Annotated in this window: 26 protein-coding genes; 12 read left to right on the forward strand and 14 right to left on the reverse strand. The window is 70.5% G+C overall.

Annotation, left to right across the window (positions count from 1 at the left end; all coding sequences use genetic code 11):
• The first annotated feature begins 42 nt into the window (after window positions 1-42).
• Complete coding sequence (locus AB0M95_RS28090; RefSeq protein ID WP_363770645.1) at window positions 43-1,689, forward strand: acetolactate synthase; 1,647 nt, start codon at window positions 43-45, stop codon at window positions 1,687-1,689.
• 111 nt (window positions 1,690-1,800) lie between these two features.
• On the opposite strand, the gene AB0M95_RS28095 is transcribed toward AB0M95_RS28090, so the two are convergent.
• Both AB0M95_RS28095 and AB0M95_RS28100 read right to left on the reverse strand, forming a co-directional pair.
• Complete coding sequence (locus AB0M95_RS28095) at window positions 1,801-3,531, reverse strand: protein kinase (protein ID WP_363770648.1); 1,731 nt, start codon at window positions 3,529-3,531, stop codon at window positions 1,801-1,803.
• 130 nt (window positions 3,532-3,661) lie between these two features.
• Window positions 3,662-3,844 carry a hypothetical protein gene (locus tag AB0M95_RS28100; protein ID WP_363770651.1) on the reverse strand — a complete coding sequence of 61 codons (183 nt, stop codon included), beginning with the start codon at window positions 3,842-3,844 and terminating at the stop codon, window positions 3,662-3,664.
• A gap of 126 nt (window positions 3,845-3,970) precedes the next feature.
• Here AB0M95_RS28100 and AB0M95_RS28105 point away from each other — a divergent pair, with 126 nt between their 5' ends.
• A complete protein-coding gene (locus tag AB0M95_RS28105; RefSeq protein WP_358527111.1) occupies window positions 3,971-4,366 on the forward strand; it encodes a hotdog domain-containing protein in 396 nt (131 codons plus the stop codon).
• Window positions 4,367-4,409: 43 nt separating this feature from the next.
• On the opposite strand, the gene AB0M95_RS28110 is transcribed toward AB0M95_RS28105, so the two are convergent.
• From AB0M95_RS28110 to AB0M95_RS28150, 9 genes are all read right to left on the reverse strand, one after another.
• Complete coding sequence (locus tag AB0M95_RS28110) at window positions 4,410-4,628, reverse strand: biotin/lipoyl-binding carrier protein (protein ID WP_363770654.1); 219 nt, start codon at window positions 4,626-4,628, stop codon at window positions 4,410-4,412.
• A gap of 92 nt (window positions 4,629-4,720) precedes the next feature.
• Window positions 4,721-6,100: a biotin carboxylase N-terminal domain-containing protein gene (locus AB0M95_RS28115; RefSeq protein WP_363770657.1), complete on the reverse strand. Its 1,380-nt coding sequence runs from the start codon at window positions 6,098-6,100 to the stop codon at window positions 4,721-4,723.
• Between the two features lie 226 nt (window positions 6,101-6,326).
• Entirely contained in the window at window positions 6,327-7,589 is a 1,263-nt protein-coding gene (locus tag AB0M95_RS28120; protein ID WP_363770701.1) for an HD domain-containing phosphohydrolase, read from the reverse strand.
• A gap of 17 nt (window positions 7,590-7,606) precedes the next feature.
• Window positions 7,607-8,959 carry an HD-GYP domain-containing protein gene (locus tag AB0M95_RS28125; protein ID WP_363770660.1) on the reverse strand — a complete coding sequence of 451 codons (1,353 nt, stop codon included), beginning with the start codon at window positions 8,957-8,959 and terminating at the stop codon, window positions 7,607-7,609.
• Window positions 8,960-8,991: 32 nt separating this feature from the next.
• Window positions 8,992-9,135, reverse strand: a complete 144-nt coding sequence (locus tag AB0M95_RS28130; RefSeq protein ID WP_358527105.1) for a hypothetical protein — start codon at window positions 9,133-9,135, stop codon at window positions 8,992-8,994.
• Window positions 9,136-9,240: 105 nt separating this feature from the next.
• On the reverse strand, window positions 9,241-10,173 hold the full coding sequence (locus tag AB0M95_RS28135; RefSeq protein WP_363770663.1) for an NAD-dependent epimerase/dehydratase family protein: 933 nt from the start codon (window positions 10,171-10,173) through the stop codon (window positions 9,241-9,243).
• 52 nt (window positions 10,174-10,225) lie between these two features.
• Window positions 10,226-10,492, reverse strand: a complete 267-nt coding sequence (gene rsrA / locus AB0M95_RS28140) for a mycothiol system anti-sigma-R factor (protein WP_358527101.1) — start codon at window positions 10,490-10,492, stop codon at window positions 10,226-10,228.
• The gene (locus AB0M95_RS28145) at window positions 10,489-10,611 is read right to left on the reverse strand and encodes a hypothetical protein (RefSeq protein ID WP_363770666.1); all 123 of its coding nucleotides are present in this window, start codon (window positions 10,609-10,611) and stop codon (window positions 10,489-10,491) included. The genes rsrA and AB0M95_RS28145 overlap by 4 nt, the downstream gene beginning before the upstream one ends.
• On the reverse strand, window positions 10,608-11,213 hold the full coding sequence (locus tag AB0M95_RS28150) for a sigma-70 family RNA polymerase sigma factor (protein ID WP_114033950.1): 606 nt from the start codon (window positions 11,211-11,213) through the stop codon (window positions 10,608-10,610). The genes AB0M95_RS28145 and AB0M95_RS28150 overlap by 4 nt, the downstream gene beginning before the upstream one ends.
• A 234-nt stretch (window positions 11,214-11,447) precedes the next feature.
• Between AB0M95_RS28150 and AB0M95_RS28155 the strand changes: the two genes are divergently transcribed.
• Window positions 11,448-12,194: a methyltransferase domain-containing protein gene (locus tag AB0M95_RS28155; RefSeq protein ID WP_358527100.1), complete on the forward strand. Its 747-nt coding sequence runs from the start codon at window positions 11,448-11,450 to the stop codon at window positions 12,192-12,194.
• A 294-nt stretch (window positions 12,195-12,488) separates the two neighbouring features.
• Here AB0M95_RS28155 and AB0M95_RS28160 read toward each other — a convergent pair whose 3' ends face one another.
• A complete protein-coding gene (locus AB0M95_RS28160; RefSeq protein WP_363770669.1) occupies window positions 12,489-12,821 on the reverse strand; it encodes a TraR/DksA family transcriptional regulator in 333 nt (110 codons plus the stop codon).
• Window positions 12,822-13,212: 391 nt separating this feature from the next.
• Window positions 13,213-13,977 (reverse strand): SOS response-associated peptidase, encoded by a 765-nt coding sequence (locus AB0M95_RS28165; protein WP_363770672.1) that lies wholly within the window; start codon window positions 13,975-13,977, stop codon window positions 13,213-13,215.
• A 124-nt stretch (window positions 13,978-14,101) separates the two neighbouring features.
• On the opposite strand from AB0M95_RS28165, the gene aroA reads away from it, so the two are divergent.
• The 8 genes from aroA (at window position 14,102) to AB0M95_RS28205 (ending at window position 22,588) form a co-directional block, all read left to right on the forward strand.
• On the forward strand, window positions 14,102-15,379 hold the full coding sequence (aroA, locus tag AB0M95_RS28170; protein ID WP_363770675.1) for a 3-phosphoshikimate 1-carboxyvinyltransferase: 1,278 nt from the start codon (window positions 14,102-14,104) through the stop codon (window positions 15,377-15,379).
• Between the two features lie 26 nt (window positions 15,380-15,405).
• Entirely contained in the window at window positions 15,406-16,416 is a 1,011-nt protein-coding gene (rsgA, locus tag AB0M95_RS28175; RefSeq protein WP_363770678.1) for a ribosome small subunit-dependent GTPase A, read from the forward strand.
• Between the two features lie 369 nt (window positions 16,417-16,785).
• Window positions 16,786-17,571: a histidinol-phosphatase gene (gene hisN, locus AB0M95_RS28180; protein ID WP_363770680.1), complete on the forward strand. Its 786-nt coding sequence runs from the start codon at window positions 16,786-16,788 to the stop codon at window positions 17,569-17,571.
• Window positions 17,572-18,031: 460 nt separating this feature from the next.
• Window positions 18,032-19,150 carry a phosphate ABC transporter substrate-binding protein PstS gene (gene pstS, locus AB0M95_RS28185; protein ID WP_363770683.1) on the forward strand — a complete coding sequence of 373 codons (1,119 nt, stop codon included), beginning with the start codon at window positions 18,032-18,034 and terminating at the stop codon, window positions 19,148-19,150.
• A gap of 4 nt (window positions 19,151-19,154) precedes the next feature.
• On the forward strand, window positions 19,155-20,135 hold the full coding sequence (gene pstC, locus AB0M95_RS28190; protein WP_358527088.1) for a phosphate ABC transporter permease subunit PstC: 981 nt from the start codon (window positions 19,155-19,157) through the stop codon (window positions 20,133-20,135).
• Window positions 20,132-21,019: a phosphate ABC transporter permease PstA gene (pstA, locus tag AB0M95_RS28195; RefSeq protein ID WP_363770686.1), complete on the forward strand. Its 888-nt coding sequence runs from the start codon at window positions 20,132-20,134 to the stop codon at window positions 21,017-21,019. Before pstC ends, pstA begins: the two co-directional genes overlap by 4 nt.
• A 12-nt stretch (window positions 21,020-21,031) precedes the next feature.
• The gene (gene pstB / locus AB0M95_RS28200; protein ID WP_363770689.1) at window positions 21,032-21,808 is read left to right on the forward strand and encodes a phosphate ABC transporter ATP-binding protein PstB; all 777 of its coding nucleotides are present in this window, start codon (window positions 21,032-21,034) and stop codon (window positions 21,806-21,808) included.
• Window positions 21,809-21,871: 63 nt separating this feature from the next.
• Complete coding sequence (locus AB0M95_RS28205) at window positions 21,872-22,588, forward strand: response regulator transcription factor (RefSeq protein ID WP_363770692.1); 717 nt, start codon at window positions 21,872-21,874, stop codon at window positions 22,586-22,588.
• 264 nt (window positions 22,589-22,852) lie between these two features.
• Here the strand turns inward: AB0M95_RS28205 and AB0M95_RS28210 are convergent, their stop codons facing one another.
• Window positions 22,853-23,767 carry a phenylalanine 4-monooxygenase gene (locus AB0M95_RS28210; protein ID WP_363770695.1) on the reverse strand — a complete coding sequence of 305 codons (915 nt, stop codon included), beginning with the start codon at window positions 23,765-23,767 and terminating at the stop codon, window positions 22,853-22,855.
• Window positions 23,768-24,039: 272 nt separating this feature from the next.
• On the opposite strand from AB0M95_RS28210, the gene AB0M95_RS28215 reads away from it, so the two are divergent.
• The gene (locus tag AB0M95_RS28215; protein ID WP_363770698.1) at window positions 24,040-24,534 is read left to right on the forward strand and encodes an Lrp/AsnC family transcriptional regulator; all 495 of its coding nucleotides are present in this window, start codon (window positions 24,040-24,042) and stop codon (window positions 24,532-24,534) included.
• Window positions 24,535-24,904 lie beyond the last annotated feature (370 nt).

Genomic DNA, 24,904 nt, shown 5'->3' on the forward strand with positions numbered 1-24,904 from the left:
CGCTCAAGGATTGACCGGGCACAGAGAAGGTAAGTTCACGACATGGAGTCTGCAAAGCACGCCGGCGACATCGCGGTCGCCGTCTCACGAGCATACGGCGCCGACGTCATGTTCACCTTGTCGGGCGGCCACGTCTTCCCGTTGTACGACGGGGCCGTCCACGAGAAGATGCGCATCGTCGATGTGCGGCACGAGCAGAGCGCGGTGTTCGCCGCGGAGGCGACGGCCCGGCTGACGCGGCGGCCGGGCCTCGCGGTGCTGACCGCCGGCCCCGGCATCACCAACGGCGTCAGCGGCGTGGCGACCGCCCACTTCAACGGCTCGCCCGTGGTGGTCATGGGCGGCCGCGCCCCGCAGTCGCGGTGGGGGTCGGGCGCGCTGCAGGAGATGGACCACCCGCCGCTGTTCGAGACCATCACCAAGCTGGCCTTCACGGCGGGCGGCGCGGACTCGATCGGCCAGGACGTCGAGATGGCCTTCCGCACGGCCATCGCCCCGCACCGCGGCCCGGTGTTCCTCGACTTCTACATGGACCACCTGTTCTCGCCCTCCCCCGCGCACGAGGCCGAGACGCTGACCCCGTCCCCCCTCGAACCGGACTCCGACGCGCTCGCCGAGATCGCGCGGCTGATCTCCGAGGCCGAGCGTCCCGTCCTCGTGCTCGGCTCCGACGTCTGGATGGACCGCGCCGAGGAGGCCGCCCGCGACTTCGCCGAGGCCTACCGCCTGCCGGTGATCCCCAACGGCCAGGGCCGCGGCATCCTGCCCTCCGGGCACGAGCTGCTGGTCACCCGGGCGCGCGGCATGGCCTTCTCCCAGGCCGACCTGGTCATCGTCGCGGGCGCCCCGCTCGACTTCCGCCTCGGCTACGGCTTCTTCGGGGGCAGGGACGGCGCCCCGCTGGCGAGGGTCGTCCACCTCGCCGACGCGCCGTCGCAGCTCGCCACACACGTAGGCACGGCCGCCTCCGCGGCCGGGGACCTGTCGCTGCTGTTCTGGGGGTTGCGCTCGGCGTGCGGCGAGGCGGGGGTGTCGCCGAAGGCGTACGCCGCCTGGCTGACGCGCCTGGCGGAGGCGTCCGCGGCCGCCATCGCGGGCGATGCCGAGCTGCTGGAGTCCGAGGCCGATCCGATCCACCCGATGCGCATCTACGGCGAGCTGAACCGCGTCCTCGACGACGATGCCGTGGTGATCGGCGACGGCGGCGACTTCGTGTCCTACGCCGGCAAGTACATCGAGCCGCGCAGGCCGGGCCACTGGCTGGACCCCGGCCCGTACGGCTGCCTCGGCACCGGGCTCGGCTACTCGATCGCCGCCCGCCTCGCGCGGCCGTCCTCGCAGGTCGTGCTGCTGCTCGGCGACGGCGCGGCCGGGTTCTCGCTCATGGACGTCGACACGCTGGTCCGTCACAAGCTTCCGGTGGTCATGGTCTGCGGCAACAACGGCATCTGGGGGCTGGAGAAGCACCCCATGCAGATGCTGTACGGCTACGACGTGGCCGCCGAGCTGCAACCGCAGTGCCGGTACGACCAGGTGGTGACCGCCCTCGGCGGTGGCGGCGAGCTGGTGACCTCTCCTTCGGAGATCGGCCCCGCGCTGCGCCGCGCGTTCGACTCGGGCGTGCCGTACATGGTGAACATCGCCACCGACCCGGCCATCGCCTACCCCCGGACGACGACCGGCATCTGAGCCTCGCCCGCGGGTGGCCTCAGGCGGGCCTGAGACCGCCCAACCCGGTGGCGGGAGAAACCCTCGTAGGGGAACACACCCGCCGCCGGGGCCTGTGGTTGCGCGTGGGACTCAGGGGGCGGTGACCGACGGGGAGGGCGACGGGCTCGGGGTGGGGCTGGGCTCGCCGCCACAGTCGATTCCCTGCGCCACGACGATCGTCACGGGCTTGTCGACGGCCCAGGACGTGCCCGCGTTGGGGAGCTGGTCCAGCACACGCGTGCAGCCCTGGTCGCTCGGCTCGCCGTAGATGTCGACCTTGACCTTGAACCCGGCGGCCTGGAGCTTGGTCTTCGCCAGGTTCTCGGTCAGGTTGATCACCGGGGGGATCGGCTTCTTGACCTGCGTCTTGGTCGGGCTCGGGGAGGCCGACGGCGAGCGTGTGCGGGTGGCGCTCGGGGACGGCGAGGGCTCGGTGGAGGTGGACGTGCCCGGCTCCTCGGAGGCCTGCGGGGGAGGAACCTGCTGGTGCTCGCGGGTGGCCGTCGGGGACGCCTTGGGGGGACGGGTGGTCCGGGTGGGGGACGGGGAGCTCTCGGTCGCCGTCGCCGTGGCCCCGGCGTTCACCTTCGCCGCCGCGTCGCTACCGGCCATCTGGTTGACCATCACCGCGCCGACGCCGCCGAGCAGCGCTCCGGCGACGATGACGCCGACGATCAGTCCGGGCCTGGTCCTGCGCTGCGGCGCGGCGGCCCGGCGTCCGCGACCGCCACGCTGGCCGGGAGGCGGACCGGGCGTGCCGGGCGTCGCCGCGGAGTGCACGGTCGTACCGGCCGTCTGGGGGGAGGCGGACGTCGGCATGATGTAGGGGGGCGGCGTGGGGCCGGCCGGGGCGTTCATCCGCGTGCCGGTCTCCGGAGACGCCAGGTAGGCGCCCTGGGTGTGGGTGCCCGGATGCCCCGCAGGGCCGGCCGCGCGGACCGGGGACGCGATCATGCCGGTCAGCCCGGAGACCGCCGCCGAGCTGCCGGTGTCCGCCAGCAACGCCTGCCGTGCGGCCATGCTCATCTCGGCGGCGCTGTGCCAGCGGCGCGCCGGGTCCTTGGACAGGGCGCGCTCGACCACGTGGCGGACGGCGGGCGGCACGTCCGCGGGCAGCGGGGGCGGCTCCTCGCGGATGTGCTTGAGCGCGATCGTCACCGGGGTGTCGCCGTCGAACGGACGGTGCCCGGCCAGGCACTCGTAGGCGACGACCCCGAGCGCGTAGAGATCGACGGCGGGCGTCACCGGCTGGCCCTCGGCCTGCTCGGGGGCGCAGTAGGCGGCGGTGCCGAGCACCATGCCGGCGTCGGTCAGCCGGTGGCCGGCGTCCGCGCGGGCGATGCCGAAGTCGGTGAGGATGAGCGTGCCGTCCTGGCGGACCAGCAGGTTGCCGGGCTTGACGTCGCGGTGGACGATTCCCATGTCGTGCACGGCCTGCAGGGCCGAGGCGGCCTGCGCGATGAGCTCCATGGCGGGCTCGGCGCCGATGCGGACGAGCCGCGTCAGCAGGCGGTCCAGCGGCTCGCCGTCGACGAACCGCATCACCAGGTACGCGGTCGGACCGGCCCCCGGGACGTCGCTCACGCCGTAGTCGTAGACGTCGACCACGCCCGGGTGGTTGATCGTCGCCATCGCGCGCGCCTCCCCCTGGAAGCGCGCCGCGAAACCCGGGTCGTCCATGCGGCCCGGTAACAACACTTTCACGGCCACGGTGCGCGCGAGAACGATGTCCTCCCCGCGCCACACCTCGCCCATTCCGCCGGCCCCGAGACGGACGTCCAGACGGTAACGTCCTGCCAGCGTGGTCCCTTGGGCCACCATGTCTCCCCCGCTAACCCCAATCCATGTAACCCGACGCCACCCCGGAGTTCTCCAACAAAGCGGACTTATGTCGCGCCGAGGTCACGTCAGTATCACAAAACCCTGTGTTCACCATGCGCGCGCCGGGGTGTCAGTACGACGTCACGCCGTGTTCGACGCAGCGGGCGGACCAGCCTCGCGGGGTCACCTGCACCACGAGCCGGCGACGACACGCCGGGCAGTAGCGAGGCGGCTCCATGAGCCGCGCGTCGCGGCACACGGAATGATCGCCGTCTCCTTCGAGACGTCCGCAGTGGTCGCAGTACGGGCTCACGCGAAAAGCGTATTCCATCGTTCCCTGCCAAGACCGTCATCCGGTGAAGGTGGTACGAGAAGGCGTGAACGGCCATCCCCGCGACGAGACACCCTGAAGGGGGTCATCCCCCTTAGGCTGGCGCCCATGACGATCGATCCAGGACTGCGCGCCGAGCTGCTTTTCATGGTCGAACGGTCGGACACCGCCATCAAAGTGGGCAGCGGCGACGTGCCGGTCCTCGCCACCCCGCGGCTGCTCGCCATCGCCGAGGCGGTGACCGTGCGCGCCGTCCAGGACCACCTGGCCCCCGGGCAGACCTCGGTCGGGACCAAGGTGACGCTGGAGCACCGCGCGGCCAGCCCGGTGGGCACGCACGTCGAGGTGGCCGCCGAGCTGGTCGAGGTAGACGGCAGGCGCCTCGTCTTCGAGGTCACGGCCCGCGACGCCGCACGGACGGTCGCCACGGCCACCATCGAGCGCGTCGTGGTGGACCGCGAGCGATTCCTGGCCCAGTCGGTCAGACCGGGCCCGTCCAGATGATCCGCCGCCGGGCGGGCGTCTCCGGCTCACGGTAAAGCCCCGCTCAGGACGCCTCGATGACGGCGATCAGGTCGCCTTCCTGGATGACGTCGCCCTCGGCGACCTTGAGGCCCGTGACGACGCCGGAGTCCTCGGCGAGCACCGGGATCTCCATCTTCATCGACTCCAGGATGACCAGCGTGTCGCCCTCGTTCACGCTTTCGCCCTCGGCCACGACGACCTTCCAGACGTTCGCCACCATTTCAGCGCGTACTTCCGCCACCGGAACTCCCCTCAATCAATGATCTTCACTTGACCGGCGTGCTGTGCCCATCGTCCCAGCCCCGGCCCGTCCTCTGCCCGGCACCGGCGGCGTCACGCGCGCATGCGGGCGACCAGGCCGGTGTCATAGTCGCCGGCGGCGAACTCGGGGTTTCCGAGCAGCTCGGCGCAGAACGCGAGGTTGTTCTTGGGCCCTTCGATGCGGAAGGCCGCCACGGCCGCGCGGGCCCGCTCCAGCGCCTGCGCGCGGTCGGCGCCGTGGACGCAGAGCTTGGCCATCAAGGGATCGTAGAAGGGCGTCACCACGTTTCCCGCGGCGTATCCGGAGTCGATCCGGATGCCGGGGCCGCTGGGCTCCTCCCAGACGTCGATCTTCCCGGGGCCGGGGAAGAACCGCCGGGAGTCCTCGGCGTACACCCGCAGCTCGATCGCGTGCCCGCGCGGCTCGACGGCCTGCCCGCCCGAGGCCGCCGCGGCGAAGCCGACCGGCTCGCCCGCCGCCACGAGGATCTGCTGCTCGACCAGGTCCACCCCGGTGACCAGCTCGGTGACCGGATGCTCGACCTGGAGCCGGGTGTTCATCTCCAGGAACACGAACTCCTGCCGGTCGGCGTCCACCAGGCACTCGACCGTGCCCGCGCCGCGGTAACCGACGGCCTCCCCGGCGCGCACGGCGGCCTCCAGCATGCGCGCGCGCAGCTCAGGGGTGATTCCGGGCGAGGGGGACTCCTCGACGACCTTCTGGTGGCGCCGCTGGACCGAGCAGTCGCGCTCGCCGAGCGCCACCACCGTGCCGTCCGCAGTCCCGTCCGCAGTCCCGTCCGCAAGGCCCAGGATCTGCACCTCGACGTGGCGCGCGCGCTCGACGAAGCGCTCCAGCAGGATGGCCATCCCCCCGCCGAACCGCTCCGCCGCGCGGGAGGCGGTCTCAAAGGCACGGGTCAGCTCGGCGTCGTCGCGAGCGACGCCCATGCCGATGCCGCCCCCGCCGCCGGCGGTCTTCACCATCACCGGGTAGCCGATCTCGGCGGCCGCGGCCAGCGCGCCCGCGATGCCGGTGACCGGCTCGCGCGTGCCCGCCGCAACCGGCACCCCGGCGCGCTCCATGAGGTTGCGCGCGTTGATCTTGTCGCCCATGCGCTCGATGGCGTCCGGGGAGGGGCCGATCCACACCAGCCCCGCCTCCCCCACGGCCCGGGCGAACGCGGCGTTCTCTGCGAGGAAGCCGTACCCGGGGTGGACGGCGCGGGCGCCGGTCGCGCGGCACGCCTCCAGGACCCGGGCGATGTCGAGGTAGCTCTGGGCGGGGGCCGCGGGGCCGAGCGCGAACGCCTCATCGGCCTCGGCGACGAACGGCAGGTCGGCGTCGGCCTCGGAGTGCACGGCGATGGCCCGCAGGCCCATGGCCCTGACCGTGCGGATGATCCGCCGCGCGATCTCTCCGCGATTGGCCACCAGAACGCTGTCGAACATCGGCCGCACTCCCTTCGATGGATCACCACCCTACGGCCGGAGCGTTCTCAGAACCCTTCGCGCGAAACCACCGATCCCCCGTGTCCCGTCTGTAGGAACCCCACAATCGGAAGCGACGGCGCCAGGCGCGCCTCACCGGGTAAAAGCCCTGCCAGGCAGGGGTTCGCGTGGGCACGGCGCGGTCGCCGCGCGGGTCCGCCGCCTGTAAGAAAGAGGGAAAGAAGGCTCAGAGGCGGTTGTCGGGGCCGGTCCGGTCGATGACCTTGGCCATCGACTCGACCACCACGGGGTCGTACTCGTCGCCGCCGTCCAGCCGCAGGCGTTCCAGGGCCGCGGCGGCGCGGTCGCGGTCGGTGGAGCCGCCCACCAGGTCGTCGTAGGCGTTGGCCGCCTTGATGATGCGGCTGGCCAGCGGCGGCGGTGGCTCCAGGCCGCCGAACGGGTCGCCCTGGTGGCGCACGATGTCGGCGACCCGGTCGAGCACGCCGGTCTTCCTGATGACCTCCGCGCCCAGCTCGGCGATGCTGCGCGCCGTCTGCGGGTCGGTGAGGACGGTCGCACCGCCGGGGATGGGGTCGCGCAGCGAGAGCTGGCCGATGTCGTGCATCAGCGCGGCGTACTCCAGCTCCAGCAGCTCCGGCTCGGCCATGCCGAGCTCGCGGCCGATGGCGACCGACATACGGCTGACGCGGCGCGAGTGCCCCGGCTCGACGTACCCGCCGACCTCGGTGACCCTGGCCAGCGCGCGGACGGTCTGCAGGTAGGTGGCCCGGATTCCAGCGTACTTGCGGAACGCGACCTGCGTCACCAGCAGCGGCGCCGCGAAGACGACCAGGGCGGCGAGGTTCATGCTGTGCGAGGCCAGGGCCAGCAGCGTGCCGGACGCGGCGACCGCGGCGCCGAGCGGCGCGGCCATGCGCAGCTCGTCGCGGATCGCGACCCGGAAGGCCGTGCGCACCTGCTCGGCCCTGAGCAGAGCGGCGATCACCACGTCGGCGGCCAGCATCGCCATGATGAGCACGGCCATCACGCCGAGCACCGCCCACCACGTGCCCTTGCCGTTGCCGGTGGTGGCGTACAGCGCCGGCGCCAGCGGGCGGTAGGCGAACGCGAGCAGGGCCCCCGACAGCAGGCGGCGGGCGATGGCGTCGAGCTGCGGCGGCCTGCCCACGGCGAGGTGGGGCAGCGCGCCGAGGATCATGCCGGCCGACATGACCGCGACGACCTGCAGCGCCGAGTGCCCGGCCGGGACGCCGCCGACGTCGAGCAGCAGCGTGTACCCGAGTGCGGCGGCGGCGCCGATGGGCGCGACCTCGCGGTTGCCCGGCATGGTGAGCCTGGCCAGCTCCCCCGCGGCGACCAGCACGCCGAACGCGACCGCGATCTGCGGGTCCACCAGGCCGACCGCGGCGGTGTAGGCGATGCCGCAGACGGTGACCAGGCCCGCCGCGCAGATCAGCAGCAGCCGGCCGGAGTCGAGCCCGCGCATGGGCCGGGATGCCGTGGTCACCGCTCGGACGCCACTTCGATCGGCGTCGTCGGGTCGTCGTGGTCCTTGGCGACGGTCTCGACGACCTCGTCGGCCTCGGGCGCGGCGACCTTGCCGGGAGGATCCCAGCCTCTGCGGTCGACCGCCCGGATGAACGCGCCGACCATGTCCGGGTCGAACTGCGTGCCCGCCCCCTTGCGCAGCTCGGCCACGGCCTCCTCGATCGACTTGGCCTTGCGGTAGGCGCGGTCGGAGGTCATCGAGTCGAAGGCGTCGGCCACCGCGATCACCCGGGCGAACTCGGGGATCTCGTCCCCGGCCAGCCCCATGGGGTAGCCCCGGCCGTCCTGGCGCTCGTGGTGGTGCATGATGCCGGCGAACGCCTCGTCGAGGAAGTCGATGCCCCGGACGATCTCCAGTCCGCGCATCGGGTGGAGCTGGATCGCGGCGAGCTCCTCCTCGGTGAGGCGGCCCTCCTTCTGCAGGACCTTGGTCGGGACGCCGAGCTTGCCCACGTCGTGCAGCATGCCGGCGTAGCCGATGGCGCGCATGCGCTCGGGCCCCATGCCGATCTCCTGGGCGATCATCGTGGAGGCCGCGGACACCCGCGTGCAGTGGCCGCGCGTGTAGTAGTCCTTGGTCTCGACGGCCTGGCACAGGGCGGCGATGGTCGCGTCGTACGACCGCTGCTGCGCGAGGTACTGGCCGAAGGCCCACCGGGCGATGAACAGCGGCAGCAGCACGAGCACCGCCGAGATCGACTGGACCGTGGCCCACAGCCCGGCGATCAGCAGGCCGAAGGTGGCGTACCCCAGGTAGGAGATGAAGAACTGGGCGAGCCCCCGCAGCGGCACCTCCTCGACGCGCAACTGCCCGGCGAGCGAGAGCATGACGGCGAACAGCACGAAGTTGAGCGGTACGAACACCGCGGCCGCGACCGCGAACGGGCCGAGCAGGTCGGCGAAGCGGTTCTCGCCGACGATCGACGGATGGCCGGCCAGCGACTCGAACACCCACCCGGCGGTGTACCCGCAGATCGCGAACTGGGCGCCGTTGAACAGCCGCTTGTGCGGGGGCAGCCCCGGCCGCACGCTCAGCACGGCCGTCGCGCCCACCAGCGCCGCGCCCGCCCCGCCGACCAGCACCACCGCGGCGAGCGCGGCCGAGAAGCTGACCGACATCGCGGCCGACTGCACGTTCAGCAGCGTGGGCACCGACTCGCAGACCAGGAACAGCAGCGCGAGCACCAGCAGCGTGGGCCACTCGTGCTCGCCCAGCCGCTCGGAGACCAGGCCCCGTCCGATCAGCCCGGCCGCCACCACCACGAGGGCGACGAGATAGATCTTCGCCGGCCAGGGAAGCTCACGCACCGCCGCCGCCTAGGGCCGTCACGGGCACGCGCTCAGATCCAGGAAATGCCTGAGGGGCCTTCCGCCGCGCCCCCCGAGAGAACCACGAGAACCGTCAGAACCACCATGGCCAGGGCGCCCGCGAAGCCACCGATCACTATGGCCGCCCCCATGCGTGTGGCCATTGCCTTCACCATGTGCCGCCTCCCCATCGAGTTCGGCTTCAGGCTACAGAACCCGTGCTGACGCGTTGGGGAAGTCGAAGAATCGCATCCAAAGCGTAATCAAACCACTACCCCCAGCTAACGCGATCTAGCCCACTCGACGGTGGCCTTGAGGCCGGTGAGAAGGTCGGTGCGCGGGCGCCAGCCGAGGCCTTCGCGGGCGGGCGCGGGGTCGACGGCCATCGCGGGCAGGTCGCCGAGCCGCGCGGGCGCGAACGCGGGCGCGTCCGGGGCTCCCGCCGCGGCGGCCACGAAGGTGTGCAGCGCGCGGTCGGTGGTCTGCACGCCCGTGCCGAGGTTGAAGCGGCGCCCGTCGCCGTCCGGCCCGCACGCGCGGACGAACCCGTCCACGACGTCGTCGACGAAGATGTAGTCCCGCGTCTGGGTGCCGTCGCCGTACACGACGGTGGGCGCGCCGCGCAGCAGCGCGTCGGTGAAGATCGAGACGACCCCGGCCTCACCCTGGGGCGACTGCCGGGGGCCGTAGACGTTCGACAGCACCAGCGTGGTGCCCTGGATGCCGTGCAGCGCGCGGAACATCGACAGGTAGATCTCGCCGCCGAGCTTGGACGCGGCGTACGGCGAGCGCGGGTCGGCGGCGGCGTCGCCGGGCACCGGGATCACCGGCGGGCGGCCGTACACCGCGACCGAGGAGGTGTGGACGACCTTCCTGGCCCCGGCCTGCCGGGCGGCCTCCAGCACGTTGACCGTGCCCTCGACGTTGAGCCGCGCGTCGTGGACGGGGTCGGCGACGCTGTTGCGTACGCTGATCTGCGCGGCGAGGTGGCACACGACCTCGGGACGCCACTGCCGGGCCAGCGCGGCCAGCCCGGCGTCCCTGACGTCCATCTCGAACAGCGAGAAGCCCGGGGCTGCGGCCGCGGCGGCGAGGTTGGCACGGTCCCCCGAGGACAGGTCGTCCACGACGGCCACCTCATGCCCGTCTGCGAGCAGGCGGTCGACGAGAGTGGAGCCGATGAACCCGGCGCCGCCGGTCACGAGTACACGCACCCCGGCATCCTAGGCGATGCCGGGCGAACCAACCGGCCCGGCCCGGCTCCGGCTAGTCGGCCAGCTCGGCCCTGACCTCTTCGATGCGCTTGAGCACCTTCGACCGCAGTTCCTCGGGGACGGTGTCACAGCCGCAGTGCTTGGCGATGAGCTGCTTGACGGCCTTCTCCAGGCCGTACTCCTGCAGGCACGGTGCGCACTCGTCCAAGTGCTGGTCTATGTCCGACTTGCGGCGCTCGTCCAGCTCGCCGTCCAGAAAGGTGTAGACCCGGTCGAGTACTTCCTTGCAGTCGGTGTCGTGCGGCTTGCCACAGCTCATCCCCAACACCCCTCCAGGGCGCCGAGTCCCCGGCCGCCGTTCCCCGGCCTCACGGCCCTGCCGACCCCGCTCATCTCGCCCACATCGACCACACCGCCGATGTCGCCGCGCTCCATCACGACGGCTCCTCCGATCGCACAAGCCCGCGTTCGCGTGCGTAGTCCTCGAGTTGCGTCCGCAGCTGGCGCCGCCCGCGGTGAAGCCGGGACATGACCGTCCCGATGGGAGTGCCCATGATGTCGGCGATCTCCTTGTACGGGAAACCCTCGACGTCGGCGAGGTAGACCGCGATCCGGAAGTCCTCCGGAAGCGCCGCCAGCGCGTCCTTGATGTCGCTGTCGGGGAGGTGCTCCAGCGCCTCCACCTCGGCCGACTTCAGGCCGCCCGAGGTGTGGGACTCGGCGCGCGCGAGCTGCCAGTCCTCGATCTCCTCGGTGCCCGCCTGCTTGGGTTCCCGCTGCTTCTTGCGGTAGGTGTTGATGAACGTGTTGGTCAGGATGCGGTAGAGCCAGGCCTTGAGGTTCGTTCCCTCCTGGAACTGGTGGAACGAACCGAACGCCTTGGCGAAGGTGTCCTGAAGCAGGTCCTCCGCGTCGGCGGGATTCCTGGTCATCCGGAGCGCCGCGGAGTAGAGCTGGTCGAGGTACGGCATTGCGTCGCGCTCGAACCGCTCGCTGCGCTGCTCCAGAGTCTCCTCGGCTGTCTTGGAGACCGGACCCACCCCCTTATACGCACCGTACAGAGCCGAGAATACCGGCTCGTCTACGGCCGACCGATCACCGACCTCGGCCACCAGCATGGGACGGAACCTCCTCGCGTGTTTACGCCCGTCTGCAACACGCGAGGCATAGCATCTGTTCCCGGTAAGTAGAAGGTGACGATCGACCCGGTACGGGGAAAAAGATACGTACCGGCCGGTTGCTGACCCCGGTGCCCCGACCGTCCAGGAGCCACGTTGCTGCCCATCCCAGCCAGCGAGCTGAACGGCTCAGGCGCACTCGGGCCTTACTGGACCTTCTACCACGCCGTCGTCGCCGAACAACTGAGGCGCTGGCTCCCGCAGCGGCCCTGCCTGCTGCTGGACCTGTCCGGCGGGCGCGGGCGATGGCCGGTCCAGGCGGCCGGCGCCGGCCACCACGTGATCGAGGTGGTCGACTTCCGCCGTACGTCCGACCATCGGCTGCACGACGCCTCCAACCGGATCCGCCAGGTGCGGGCCGATGACCTGGGGTTCCTGCCGGACGCCTCCATCGACGCGGTGATCGCCGAGGAGCGCGCGCTGTCGCTGGAGCTGATGGCCGAGTCGACGATCGAGGACGTCGCGCGCGTGCTCAAGCCGGGCGGGCGCGTGCTGGCGTGCGTGGACTCGCTGGTGCTGGGCATGGCGATCATGGCCGAGCAGAACTACTGGGCCCACCTGTGCCAGACCGGGACGGGCGAGGTCATGCTCGTGCCGTGGCCGGACGGCAGCATCACGCGCTGTTTCAGCAGCACCCAGCTGCGGGAACTGCTCGCCGACGCCGGGCTGGAGGTCGAGTGGGTGCGGCCGCGCACGGTGCTGTCGCCGTCCACCGTCGACCACGTCCTCGCGGCCGACACGCGCGCGTTGAACTGGCTGGTGCGCACCGAGCTGGAGGCGCACCCGGACGACGACGACACCGTGGGCATCCATCTCGTGGTGAGCGCCCGCAGGCCGGATTGACGCGCTCTCCGGCATGAATACCGGAGATTCAGCCTGTGCCGCGCGTGCGGCACTTCTGCGGCTTCCTGCTTCACCGACCTGCGCCACCGAAGCGGTCTTACCGGATCTCCACAGGCTTTCGAACCCGAGGGCTCCGTTCCCGCCCGTCCGGCGGTACCTGACGCGCGCAGGCTGACAGACGCCGATCCGCCTTGGCAGACGAATTCGGTAGCGCGGCGCCGACCCATATCCCGTTATGTCGGCTTAAACGGGCGTACTCCGTGAGGTCAGCGATTCTCCGCGCACTCCGTGAGGTCAGCGGCGGCGTTCTCGCCGGGACTGGCACTGGACGCAGCGCGCCGCCTCGGGACGCGCGGCCAGCCGCCCCTCGGGCACCGGCGTGCGGCAGTCCACGCACCGGCCGTAAACGCCGGCGTCGAGCCTCTTCAGCGCGTCGAGCACCGCGGTGCGCTGCCGGGTCGCCACGTCGTTCATGGCCTGCCTGCGGTCGGCGTCGGTGAGATCGGAGCCGGCGTCCGCCGCCGACCTGTCGCCGACCATGACGGAATCGCCCCGCAGCACCTTGATGGACCGGTCGAGTTCGGCGAGCATGCTCTCCAGCTGGGTCCGAGCGGTCGCGTCGTCCACGAATCCGCACCTCCGGGAAGAAATGGGTACGGCCGTAGGCGGGATCCCCCGGAACCTCCCGCCTGGCCCTGATCATCGGGCGATGACTCCGCGTCATCGCTTTTTGAGCGGATGCCCATTCGGCCGGGTTCTTACACCGACATGACCCAGCGTCTCTGATTGGCTTGGCGATCCTGTGCGTTACACAGAATCAAGGCACAACGAGCTGCCCGGTATTCACCGATCGTCTTCGTGCCCTGGTGCCGGCAACCGAAGCCGCCGGCCCGCTGAGCACGTCCCTCCGGACGCCGACCGGTCAGGCGTGCACAGCCTGACCGGGGAGGGTGCCCGACGTCGCCTGGGCGCCGGGCGTGCTGGTAACAGCATGCCACGACATGACTACGATTCGCTATCAGAACAGCGCGGTCTCGTCGGAGTCGTCGCGCTCCAGCAGGTGGGGCCCGTTGTTCCTGACGCTGTTGACCTCGCTCGACACGGGGTAGGCGACCAGGCCGCTCGGCGGGGAGTCGGCGAGCATGCCGAGCATCTCGCCGGTGTCGGTGTGGGCCGGGTCGAGCCAGTCGGACCACCGGTCCTTGTGGATCACGACGGGCATGCGGTCGTGGATGCGCCCGAGGTGGTCCTCCGCGGATCTCGTGATGACCGTGCAGGTCACGAGCCACTTCAGCGGGTCGTCGTCCGCCCGCGCGCGGTCCTTCCAGAACTCGTACAGACCGGCCATCGCCATCACCCCGCCGTCCTCGGGATGAATGAAATAGGGCTGCTTGGTCTTTTTGTCGGCTCTGTACCATTCGTAATAGCCGTCCGCGGGCAGCAGGCACCGGCGCTGCGCGAACGCCTTGCGGAACGAGGGTTTCTCGGTCAACGTCTCGACCCGCGCGTTGATCATGCGGGACCCGACGGACGGATCCTTCGCCCAGCTCGGCACAAGGCCCCACTTCAGCACCCTCAACTGCCTGACGGGCTGTGCGGCCTGGCCCCCCTTGCCCTCCTTCTCCCCGTCGGGGACCTCCGGGCGGGTGAGCACCGCGTACACCTTCTTGGTGGGGGCGACGTTGTAGTCCGCGGCGAGCTCCTGCGACGTGCCGTCCACGCCGACCTCGAACTCCTCCAGCAACTCCTGACGCTTACGCGCCGACGCGTATCTGCCACACATGCCCATAGACTGCCCCACCACCGCGGTTCACGCATCACACGCGCGATCATCGTCCGGCCCGGCGCGGGGACCCGCCACCCGGCGTCAGCACCTCGGCGAGGGCCGTCCCGGTAGGCTCGGAAACATGTCAGCTCCCCTGTGGCCCGCGCCCGTGGCGCCCGGCCCGGTCGAGGCGGCCGTCCGCCTGCCCGGGTCCAAGTCGGTGACCAACCGCGCCCTCCTGCTCGCCGCGCTCGCCGACGGCCCCGGCACGGTGCGCCGCGCGCTGCGCAGCCGCGACGCCGACCTGATGGTCGCGGCCCTGCGGTCCCTCGGAGCCGAGCTGACGCCCTCCGACGACGGCCCCTCCGGCGTCGACTGGCACGTCGTGCCCGGCCCCGTGCGCGGCGGCGCCTCGATCGACGTCGGGCTGGCCGGCACGGTGATGCGCTTCGTCCCGCCGGTGGCCGCACTGGCCGACGGCGAGGTCGCCTTCGACGGCGACCCGCACGCCCGCAAGCGGCCGATGGGCCCGATCCTCGCCGCCCTGCGCGCCCTCGGCGCCGAGGTCGCCGGCGACGCGCTGCCGTTCACGATCCGGGGGCCGATCACCGGCGGCGAGGTCACGTTGGACGCCTCGGCGTCGTCCCAGCTCGTCTCCGGCCTGCTGCTGGCCGCCGGGCGCTACCCCAAGGGCGTGACCGTCCGCCACAGCGGCCGGCCCGTGCCGTCCATGCCGCACATCGAGATGACCGTCCAGATGCTGCGCGCCGCCGGGGTCGCCGTGGACGACTCCGAGCCCGACGTCTGGAAGGTCGAGCCCGGCCCGATCTCGGCCCGCGACCTCACCGTCGAGCCCGACCTGTCCAACGCCGCGCCGTTCCTCGCGGCGGCCATGGTCACCGGCGGCGTCGTCACGATCCCCGGCTGGCCGGAGGAGACGACGCAGGGGGGAGACGCGCTGCGCGAGCTCCTCCCGCGCATGGGCGCGACCGTCGCGCGCACCCCCGCGGGGCTGCGGGTCACCGGCGGCGGCCGCCTGGAGGGCATCGACGCCGACCTGCACGACGTCGGCGAGCTCACGCCCACGATCGCCGCCCTGGCCGCGCTCGCGAGCTCGCCCAGCCGGCTGCGCGGCATCGCCCACCTGCGCGGCCACGAGACCGACCGGCTCGCCGCCCTCGCCGCCGAGATCAACGGCCTCGGCGGGGACGTCACCGAGACCGACGACGGCCTCGTCATCACGCCGCGCCCGCTGCGCGCGGGGGTGTTCCGCACCTACGCCGACCACCGCATGGCGACGGCCGGCGCGGTCATCGGCCTCGTCGTCCCCGGCGTCCAGGTCGAGGACATCGCGACCACCGCCAAGACCCTTCCCGAGTTCGCCCTCATGTGGGCACGCATGCTGGGGGAAGGCCACTGAGAAGACGCGAGTACGACGAGGAGGACGTGCGGGTCCGGCCCGGCAAGGGGTCGCGGCCGAGGACGAGACGCCGTCCCACGCACGAGGACGCCGTCGAGGGCTTCGTCGTGGCGGTCGACCGCGGCCGCTACACCTGCCTCGTCGAGGGTGCGGCCCCGGACGGACACGGCAGGAAGCGCGCGCCCGATCCGCACGTCGTGACGGCGATGCGGGCGCGCGAGCTCGGCCGTAAGGGCATCGTGGTGGGCGACCGCGTCGGCCTCGTGGGCGACACCACCGGGCGGCCGGATACCCTGGCGCGCATCGTCCGGGTCGAGCCGCGCACCTCGATGCTGCGGCGCAGCGCCGACGACACCGACGAGGTCGAGCGCCCCATCGTCGCCAACGCCGACCAGCTCGTCATCGTCACCGCGCTCGCCGACCCGCCGCCCCGGCCGCGGATGATCGACCGCATGCTCGTGGCCGCGTTCGACGCCGACATCGAGCCGCTGCTCTGCCTCACCAAGGCCGACCTCGCCGCGCCGGACGATCTCGTGGCCCGGTACGCGCCGCTCGGCCTGCCGTACGTCGTCGTGCAGAAGGGCGGCGAGCTGGAGGAGCTGCGGTCCCGGCTGGCCGACCGGCTCAGCGTCCTGGTCGGCCATTCGGGGGTCGGCAAGTCGACGCTGGTCAACGCGCTCGTGCCCGCCGCCGGACGCGCCGTCTCGCACGTGAACGCGATCACCGGCCGCGGGCGCCACACCTCCAGCTCGGCGGTGGCCCTGGAGCTGCCCTTCGGCGGGTGGATCATCGACACACCGGGCGTGCGCAGCTTCGGGCTCGGCCACGTCGTGATCGACAACGTACTGGCCGCCTTCCCCGCGCTGGCCGAAGGCGCCGTCCACTGCCCCAAGGGGTGCAACCACCGCGGCGAGGAATGCTCACTCGACGCCTGGGTGGAGCAGGGCCACGCCGACGCGGCCGGCCTCGCGTCCCTGCGCCGCCTGCTCGCCAGCCGGGACGGCGAGCCCGACGACGAGTCGGCTTCTCGGTCGTGAACGACCGAGCTTGCAGCTCCTCGCCGTCGATGGCGTCGACGGTCCGGGCCGCGTACGGCAGCGTGACCCACTGCCCGGCATGGCAGGCCATGCCGCGTGTCGCAGTGCCGATAACGGATCAGAGAGCCGTTCCCCAGCGAACCGGGTGCGTTCAATCCCGTCACTGCATCACCGGGAGTAACACCGAAACCACAAGCAGGGAAGCCATTCCTCTCGGGTGTGAACACCCGAGGTTCCTGGCTAGACGGCGCTGAAAGCTGTTCGGGGCAAGGAGCGCCCCGAACCGCCGAGCCGGAGGCGCGGCCATAGGCACCGAAACGGTCTCATCACGCCTGATGAAAATCGCCCCCGCAGGGTACGGTGTGCGCTGTGACGGGCTATACCGACGACCTCCGGCTGGCGCACATGATGGCCGACAGCGCCGACGATCTGACCATGCGCCGGTTCAAGGCCGTCGACCTGCGGGTCGACACCAAGCCGGACCTCACACCGGTGAGCGACGCCGACCAGGCCGTCGAGGACGCGATCCGCGGCACCCTGCGGCGCGCGCGTCCCCGTGACGCGGTCATCGGCGAGGAGACGGGCCGCACCAGCGGGTACGGCTCGCGCTGCTGGGTCGTCGACCCCATCGACGGCACCAAGAACTACGTGCGCGGCGTCCCCGTCTGGGCCACGCTGATCGCTCTCATGGAGCACGGGAAGGTCGTCGTGGGCGTGGTCTCGGCCCCCGCGCTCGGCCGCCGCTGGTGGGCCGCGAAGGACGGCGGGGCGTGGACGGGCCGCAGCCTGACCAAGGCGTCGCGCTGCACCGTCTCGTCGGTGAGCCGCCTGTCCGACGCGTCGTTCTCCTACTCCAGCTTCGGCGGGTGGGAGGAGCGCGGGCGCCTCGAGGAGTTCCTCGACCTGTCCCGCACGGTGTGGCGCACCCGCGCCTACGGCGACTTCTGGTCGCACGTGATGGTCGCCGAGGGCGCGGTCGACATCTCGGCCGAGCCGGAGCTGTCGGCCTGGGACATGGCCGCGCTGACGGTGATCGTCGAGGAGGCCGGGGGCGTGTGGACCGACCTGTCCGGCGCGACGGACGTCGACGGGGGCAGCCTCGTGTGCGCCAACCCGCTCCTGCACCCCGAAGTGCTCAAGCGCCTCGGCGACTGAGCACGTCTGGGCATGTCAGAGCCGTAGTGCGCGCCCGGCGGACCGGGCGCGCTCACCTGCTGTTCACCCGCGCGCCGTCAGCGGTTCAGCGCTCGTCCGGCGGGCGTGAGATGACACGGTCTTCGAGGTAGCAACTGCAGCTACCGCATCCTGGAAGCACGTCGAACCTCCTCACGGTCGTCGCTTCGACGCTACGGCAGCCAAGGACGCGTGCAACTCCCCGTGAGGGCACAGTCGCGTACATGGGTGAGCTTCTCAGGACGTCTCAGGATATGGATGCCGCCAGCGACGCGGACATTGAGCCCATCTTGTGACATAGGCTCTGACCTCGGTACATGACCCGCTTCAAACGAGCACGACCGGGCCCGTTCACGCCTCGTTCACCTTTAACCGGGGATTAAGTCATCTTGACTCCTTACCGTCCTACCCGTTGAAAAAACAGCGTGGAAGGACAACAACCGTGAAGTATGCAGGCCGGCTCGCCGTAGCCGCCATCGCCGGCGTGCTTTCGCTCGCTGCGTGCGGAACCGATAACAACAGCGGCAGCGACAGCGGCGCCAGCACAGCCCCGTCCACCAGCATGGGCGGCGGCGACAGCACCACGCTCAGCGGCACGATCAACGCCGCAGGCTCCTCGGCTCAGGCCAACGCCATCGCCGAGTGGAAGAAGGCGTTCCAGTCGCAGAACTCCGGTGTGAGCATCAACTACCAGCCCAGCGGCTCCGGCGCGGGCGTGCAGGCTTTCATCCAGGGCACGGTCGCCTTCGCGGGCTCCGACTCGGCGCTCAAGGATGACAAGGGCGAGCCCGCCCAGGCCGACGCGCGCTGCAAGACCGGCAAGGCGATCAACCTTCCCATGGTGATCGGCCCGGTCGCGGTGGTCTACAACCTCCCCGGCGTGGACAACCTCCAGCTCTCCCCGGCGACCATCGGTGGCATCTTCGACAGCAAGATCACCAAGTGGGACGACGCGGCGATCAAGAAGGACAACCCCGACGCGCAGCTCCCGTCGACCCCGATCCAGGCCGTCCACCGCTCGGACGAGTCGGGCACCAGCGACAACTTCACCAAGTTCCTGAAGGCGACCGCCGGCTGGCCGTACGAGCCCGCCAAGGCGTGGCCCGCCGAGGCCAAGGGTCAGGGCGCCAAGGGCTCCGACGGCATCGCGCAGACCGTCAAGAGCGCCGAGGGCTCCATCAGCTACGTCGAGCTCTCCTTCGCCGAGAACTCCGGCCTGAGCAAGGCCAAGGTCGCCAACGGCTCCGGTGAGTTCGTCGAGCTCACCCCCGAGAGCGCCGCCAAGACCGTCGAGGCCGCCGAGGTCAAGGGCACCGGCAACGACCTCAAGCTGTCGATCGACTACGCCACCAAGGCCGCGGGCGCCTACCCGATCGTCCTGGTGACCTACGAGATCACCTGTGAGAAGGGCCTGTCCGCCGAGGACTCCAAGCTGGTCAAGGCCTTCCTCAAGTACACCTCCAGCGACGCCGGCCAGTCCGCGCTGACCGGGCTCGGCTACGCCCCGCTGCCGGCCTCTCTGCTGACCAAGGTGCAGACGGCCGTCGAGGCGATCTCCTAACTCAATGGCGACGCCACTTCGTATCCAGGATGGCGGGCCGGCCACGCGCCGGTCCGCCATCCGGCGCAGTCGCGGTGAGGGCCCCTTCCGGTTCGCGACCACCGGTGCCGGCGTGGTACTACTCGCCATCATGGCGGCCATCGCCGTCTTCCTCGTCGTGAAGGCCATCCCGGCCTTCCAGGCGAACACCTCCAACTTCCTCACCGAGAAGATCTGGACGCCCAACGCGACCGAGGCCAAGTTCGGCATCGCGGCGCTGGCGTTCGGCACCGTGATCAGCTCGCTGCTGGCCCTGATCATGGCCCTTCCTGTGGCCATCGGCGTCGCGCTGTTCATCTCCCACTACGCGCCGCGCCGCCTGGCCGGGGCGCTCGGCTATGTGATCGACCTGCTGGCCGCGGTCCCGAGCGTCGTCTACGGCCTGTGGGGCGTCATCTTCCTCATCCCGTTCGTCCAGGGTCCCTGGACCTTCCTGAACGACTACTTCGGCTGGATCCCCCTGTTCGCCGGGGACGCCGTCTACGGCAAGTCGATGCTGACCGGCGCGGTCGTCCTGGCCATCATGATCCTGCCGATCATCGCCGCCATCTCCCGGGAGGTGTTCCTGCAGGCGCCCAGGTCGCTCGAGGAGGCGTCCCTGGCGCTCGGCGCGACCCGGTGGGAGATGATCAGGATGTCGGTCCTGCCGTTCGGCCGTCCCGGCGTCATCAGCGCGGCCATGCTCGGCCTCGGGCGCGCGATGGGCGAGACGATCGCGGTCGCGCTCATCTTCCCCGCGACGTTCGACATCAGCATCCAGGTGCTGTCCAACAACGGCAACAGCATCGCCGCGAACATCGCCAACGGATTCGGCGAGGCCACCCCCATCGGCCAGGGCGCGCTCATCGCGTCCGGCCTCGTGCTGTTCGTGATCACCCTCCTGGTCAACACGGCCGCGCGGTTGATCATCGCTCGCCGCAAGGACTACTCGAGGGCCGCCGCATGACCATGTCGCCCGCCACCATCACCCACGTGTCCTTCAGTCGCCGGCTGAGGGACCGTGTCGTCCTCGGCCTGGTCTGGCTGGCCTTCGCCATCGCCGTGGTACCGCTCATCTCGGTCCTCTGGCTGGTGATCAAGAACGGGCTCGCGCGCTTCGACGTGGACTTCCTCACCCACTCGATGCGCAACATCGGCGCCCGCGACGCCGGTGGAGGCGCCTACCACGCCATCCTCGGCACGCTGGAACAGGTCGGCCTCGCCACCCTGATCTCCGTGCCCATCGGCCTGCTCACCGCCGTCTACCTCGTCGAGTACGGCCAGAACGGGCAGCTCGCCCGGTCCATCAGCTTCTTCGTGGACGTCATGACCGGCATCCCCTCGGTGGTCGCCGGTCTTTTCGTTCTCGCCTTCTGGGTCCTGGTGCTCGGCCTCGGCTACTCCGGCATCGCCGGCGCGCTCGCGCTGTCGATCCTGATGATGCCCACCGTGGTCCGCTCGGCCGAGGAGATGCTGCGCCTGGTCCCGAACGACCTGCGGGAGGCGTCGTACGCGCTCGGCGTGCCCAAGTGGAAGACGATCACCAAGGTCGTCATCCCGACGGCCTTCACCGGCATCATCACGGGCGTCATGCTCGCCATCGCCCGCGTCGCCGGTGAGACCGCGCCGCTGCTGCTGACCGTCTTCATCACCGACTCCATCAACGAGAACCCGTTCAACGGACCTCAGATGGGCCTCCCGCTCTACGTCTTCGACCAAGCCCAGCGTCCGAACGTCACGGCGGTCGACCGGGCCTGGACCGGAGCGCTCACCCTCATCCTGATCGTCATGCTGCTCAACCTGGTGGCGCGCCTCATCGCCTGGTGGCGCTCGCCCGCCAAGGGCCGGTAAGGGGTTATCGACATGGCCAAGCAGATCGAGGTCTCCGACCTCGACGCCTACTACGGATCGCACAAGGCGATCGAAGGCATCACGATGACGATCGAGCCGCGCTCGGTCACCGCCTTCATCGGCCCGTCCGGATGCGGCAAGTCGACGTTCCTGCGCACGCTGAACCGCATGCACGAGGTCATCCCGGGCGCGCACGTCGACGGCAAGATCCTCCTGGAGGACCAGGACCTGTACGGCCCGGACATCGACCCGGTGTCCGTCCGCCGCACGGTCGGCATGGTCTTCCAGCGGCCGAACCCGTTCCCGACGATGTCCATCTTCGACAACGTCGCCGCGGGCCTGCGTCTCAACGGCCGGATCTCCAAGTCCGAGGCCGAGGGCATCGTCGAGACGTCGCTGAAGGACGCCAACCTCTGGAACGAGGTCAAGGACCGGCTCAGCAAGCCGGGCGCGGGCCTGTCCGGCGGACAGCAGCAGCGGCTCTGCATCGCCCGGGCCATCGCCGTCAGCCCGGCCGTCCTGCTCATGGACGAGCCGTGCTCGGCCCTGGACCCGATCTCGACGCTCGCCATCGAGGACCTGATCTCCAAGCTGAAGAACGACTACACGATCGTCATCGTGACCCACAACATGCAGCAGGCCGCGCGGGTCAGCGACCGTACCGCGTTCTTCAACCTGGCCGGCCAGGGACAGCCCGGAAAGCTCATCGAGATGGACGAGACCTCCAAGATCTTCACCAACCCCACGCAAAAGGCGACCGAGGACTACATCACCGGCCGCTTCGGATGATCGACTCCTAGGTCCAGGAGCCGATAGAGCCCATGGAACCTTGAGGAGCCTTGAGGAGATGGTGTGACCCAGCCGCAGGCGGCACCTGAAGTGGACGGGGACACTCGGTCGGCGCCCATGCTGCTGGTGGCCGATCCCGACGACGAAATGGTGCGGGAACTCGCCGAGGCGCTGGAGCGCGAAGGGGTCCTCGTCACCGGAGTCTCCGACGGCGCGCAAGCACTGCTGCAGGCCGGTGCCCTCCGGCCCGACGTCGTGCTCGTCAGCGCCACCCTGCCCGTCATCGGGCCCGTCGATTTCGTGCGCGCGGTACGCAGGGCGCGGGCCGTCCCCGTCCTGCTGGGCGTGGGCGACGGGCACGCGGAACAGGCCGTCCAGGGCCTCGCCGCCGGAGCCACGGCGTGCGTGGCCCGGCCGTACCGCGTGCCCGAGCTACTGCCCCTGGTGCAGGCGGCGTTCCCCGGGGACGCCGGCTCACGAGGAGTGTTCACGGTCGGCAGCGTCGAACTCGACGTGGGGGCCTACCAGGTGCGCGTGTCCGGGATGCCCGTACACCTGCCCCTTCGGGAGTTCGAGCTTCTGCACTACCTGATGCGCAACGCCGACCGGACGGTCACGCGGGAGCAGATCATGCGCCACGTGTGGCACGCCGCCGACGCGATGTCGACGAACACCATAGCCGTCCACGTCAAACGCCTCCGCGCCCGGCTCGGGGACGACGAGGACCGGCTGATCCAAACCGTGCGCGGAGTCGGCTACCGCCTCGTCACGCCGCACTGACACCCGCCCCGGTCGCCCCGCGTCCCCACCCCGGAAGGCGGCGCGACCGGCCCGGCAACCCCCGGCCGATCCCCCTGAACCGGCCACCTGCGGGCTGACTACCCGCCACCATTCTTCGCACCGACCACTTCTGCGGACGGACCGCCCGCCACCAGCATTTCGGAGCAGCCCGCCCGGTCGGCCGCCTCGGGTCGCACGGTCACCGAGTAGGGCCACTCGCTCCTATCCCTCTCTCCCTCTTTCTCGCTCTCTCGCCTGGGCCTCTTACTTCGCGCCTGCCCTACTCCTACCGGCTCCCCCATCGGCGACCATCCGGGCGATGGTGTCGTCGTCGCAGGTCGCCCAGAACGTGCCGACGACGTCTTCGAGGTGGCTCATCGACGCGGCCCGGAACAGCACATCCTGATATTTCGTGATGTCGTAGGTGGTCGTCCCCATCAGGGACAGGTCCAGCGGCAGGATGTCCATACCGCGGAACTCCTCGATCTCGCCGTACGACGAGAGGATCCCCGCGCCGTACGCGCGGTCCTCGCCGTCCTCCGTGAGCACGCCGAACTCCATCGTGAACCAGAACACCTTGGAGACGAACTCCAGCGCCTCGTCGGTCTCCACACGGCGCGCCGCCGCCCCGGCCAGCCGGTACAACGCGGCGAACCGATCGGACGCCAGCGCGTTCGCGTGCCCGACCACCTCGTGGATGACGTCCGGCTCCGGCGTGTAGAACGGCACCGAGTGGTGACGGATGTACTGCGTCGAATGGAACAGGCCATCCTCCAGCACGCCGTAGAAGTCCCGAAGCGGGACAAGCCCGGCGGCGGGGAGGTACCTGAAGCCCGTCAGCGGTTCGAGAAGGTCACCGACCTCCTGCAGCTGCGGAATCCTGTCCTCGGGGAGGCCGAGGCGCCGGCATCCTTCGAGGTACTCGCCCGCGGCGTACTTACGATGCTTGATCGCGAGCTCGCGGCTCACCAGGCCCCAGACCTCATGCTCCTGCTCGGTGTAGGCGGCCTCCGGGATCGGCTCGCCGGGGATGTGGTTCAACGCCAGCGCGGCGATGGCGTTGCGACGCTCACGGTAGACCGGGTCCGCCACCCCGGGATGGTTCGCCGCCAACTCGACGACGACCGACCCGTCCTCCTGCATCGCCACCGGCGCGAAGTACTGCGCTTCCTCGAACATGGCAGAACTATCAGCAATTACCCATTTGACTGGCAAGAGCGCCCACCAAAACTAGTCAAGCCGCCCACAATCGCCTCTGAAATCAGGCACGACACTAGTCATCCCGCCCAGCCCTCTCCTCGCAGCCGACACGACCTGAAGCAGTGGCTCGCCCGCCCCCGGCCACCCCTCCCCCCGCAGCCGACACGACCTGAAGTCGTCACTCGACCACCCCGGCCACGCCTGCCTCCCTCCGACCACCTCGCTGGACATACGCCCGTAGTCTCTGAGCCATGTCTACGGGCTCTGGACGCATCGACTCACTGGACAGCCGGCTCCTGCGCACCATGCGCGCGCACCCGCGCATCGGCCTGACGGAACTCGCACGTTTGCTGGGGGTAGCCCGCGGGACCGTACAGGCGAGGGTCGAGAAGCTCGTCGCCCGCGGTGTGATCGGCGACTTCGGCCCGACGATCGTCCCCTCCGAGATGGGCTATCCCATACTCGCGTTCGTCTCCCTGCAAATCTCCCAGGGCAGGCTCGCCGAGGCCGTACGCGCGTTGGAGGAGGTCCCGGAAATCCTGGAAGCCCACGGCACCAGCGGCCAGGCCGACCTGCTCTGCCGCGTCGTAGCCCGAAACACGGAACACCTCCAGGAAATCATCGCCTGCGTCCTGGCCTCCCCCGCCGTCCAACGCACAGACACGACAATCGCCCTCTCAACCCAAATCCCCCACCGAATAGCCCCCCTCCTAACCACCGCCCCAACCCCTTCACAGGGCGAATGAGATGACGCCCGTTGGCCCCCTGCGGCGACGGAGAAGCAGCACGGCGGCAAAGAGGAGAGGGACGGTTGAGCGGGGACACAGGCCCCGCGGCCGGGCAAGCAAAAAGCCGGGCCCCAGAGGGGAGACAACCCCTCCAGAACCCGGCCGTCACCACCCCAGCACACACGAAAAAACCTGACCAACCCAGCAAAACAGAACCCGGCAACCGGATCGAACACACAGGCACGGGAAGCACAGAAAACACCCCGAAAACGCAGGAGGGCCACCCGGCAACCCGGGTGGCCCTCCTACATCAATCAAAAAATTGTCCGGCGGTGTCCTACTCTCCCACACCGTCCCCGGTGCAGTACCATCGGCGCTGGAAAGCTTA

The sequence above is a fragment of the Sphaerisporangium sp. NPDC051017 genome, assembly GCF_040683095.1.
In the GTDB taxonomy this organism is placed as follows: domain Bacteria; phylum Actinomycetota; class Actinomycetes; order Streptosporangiales; family Streptosporangiaceae; genus Sphaerisporangium.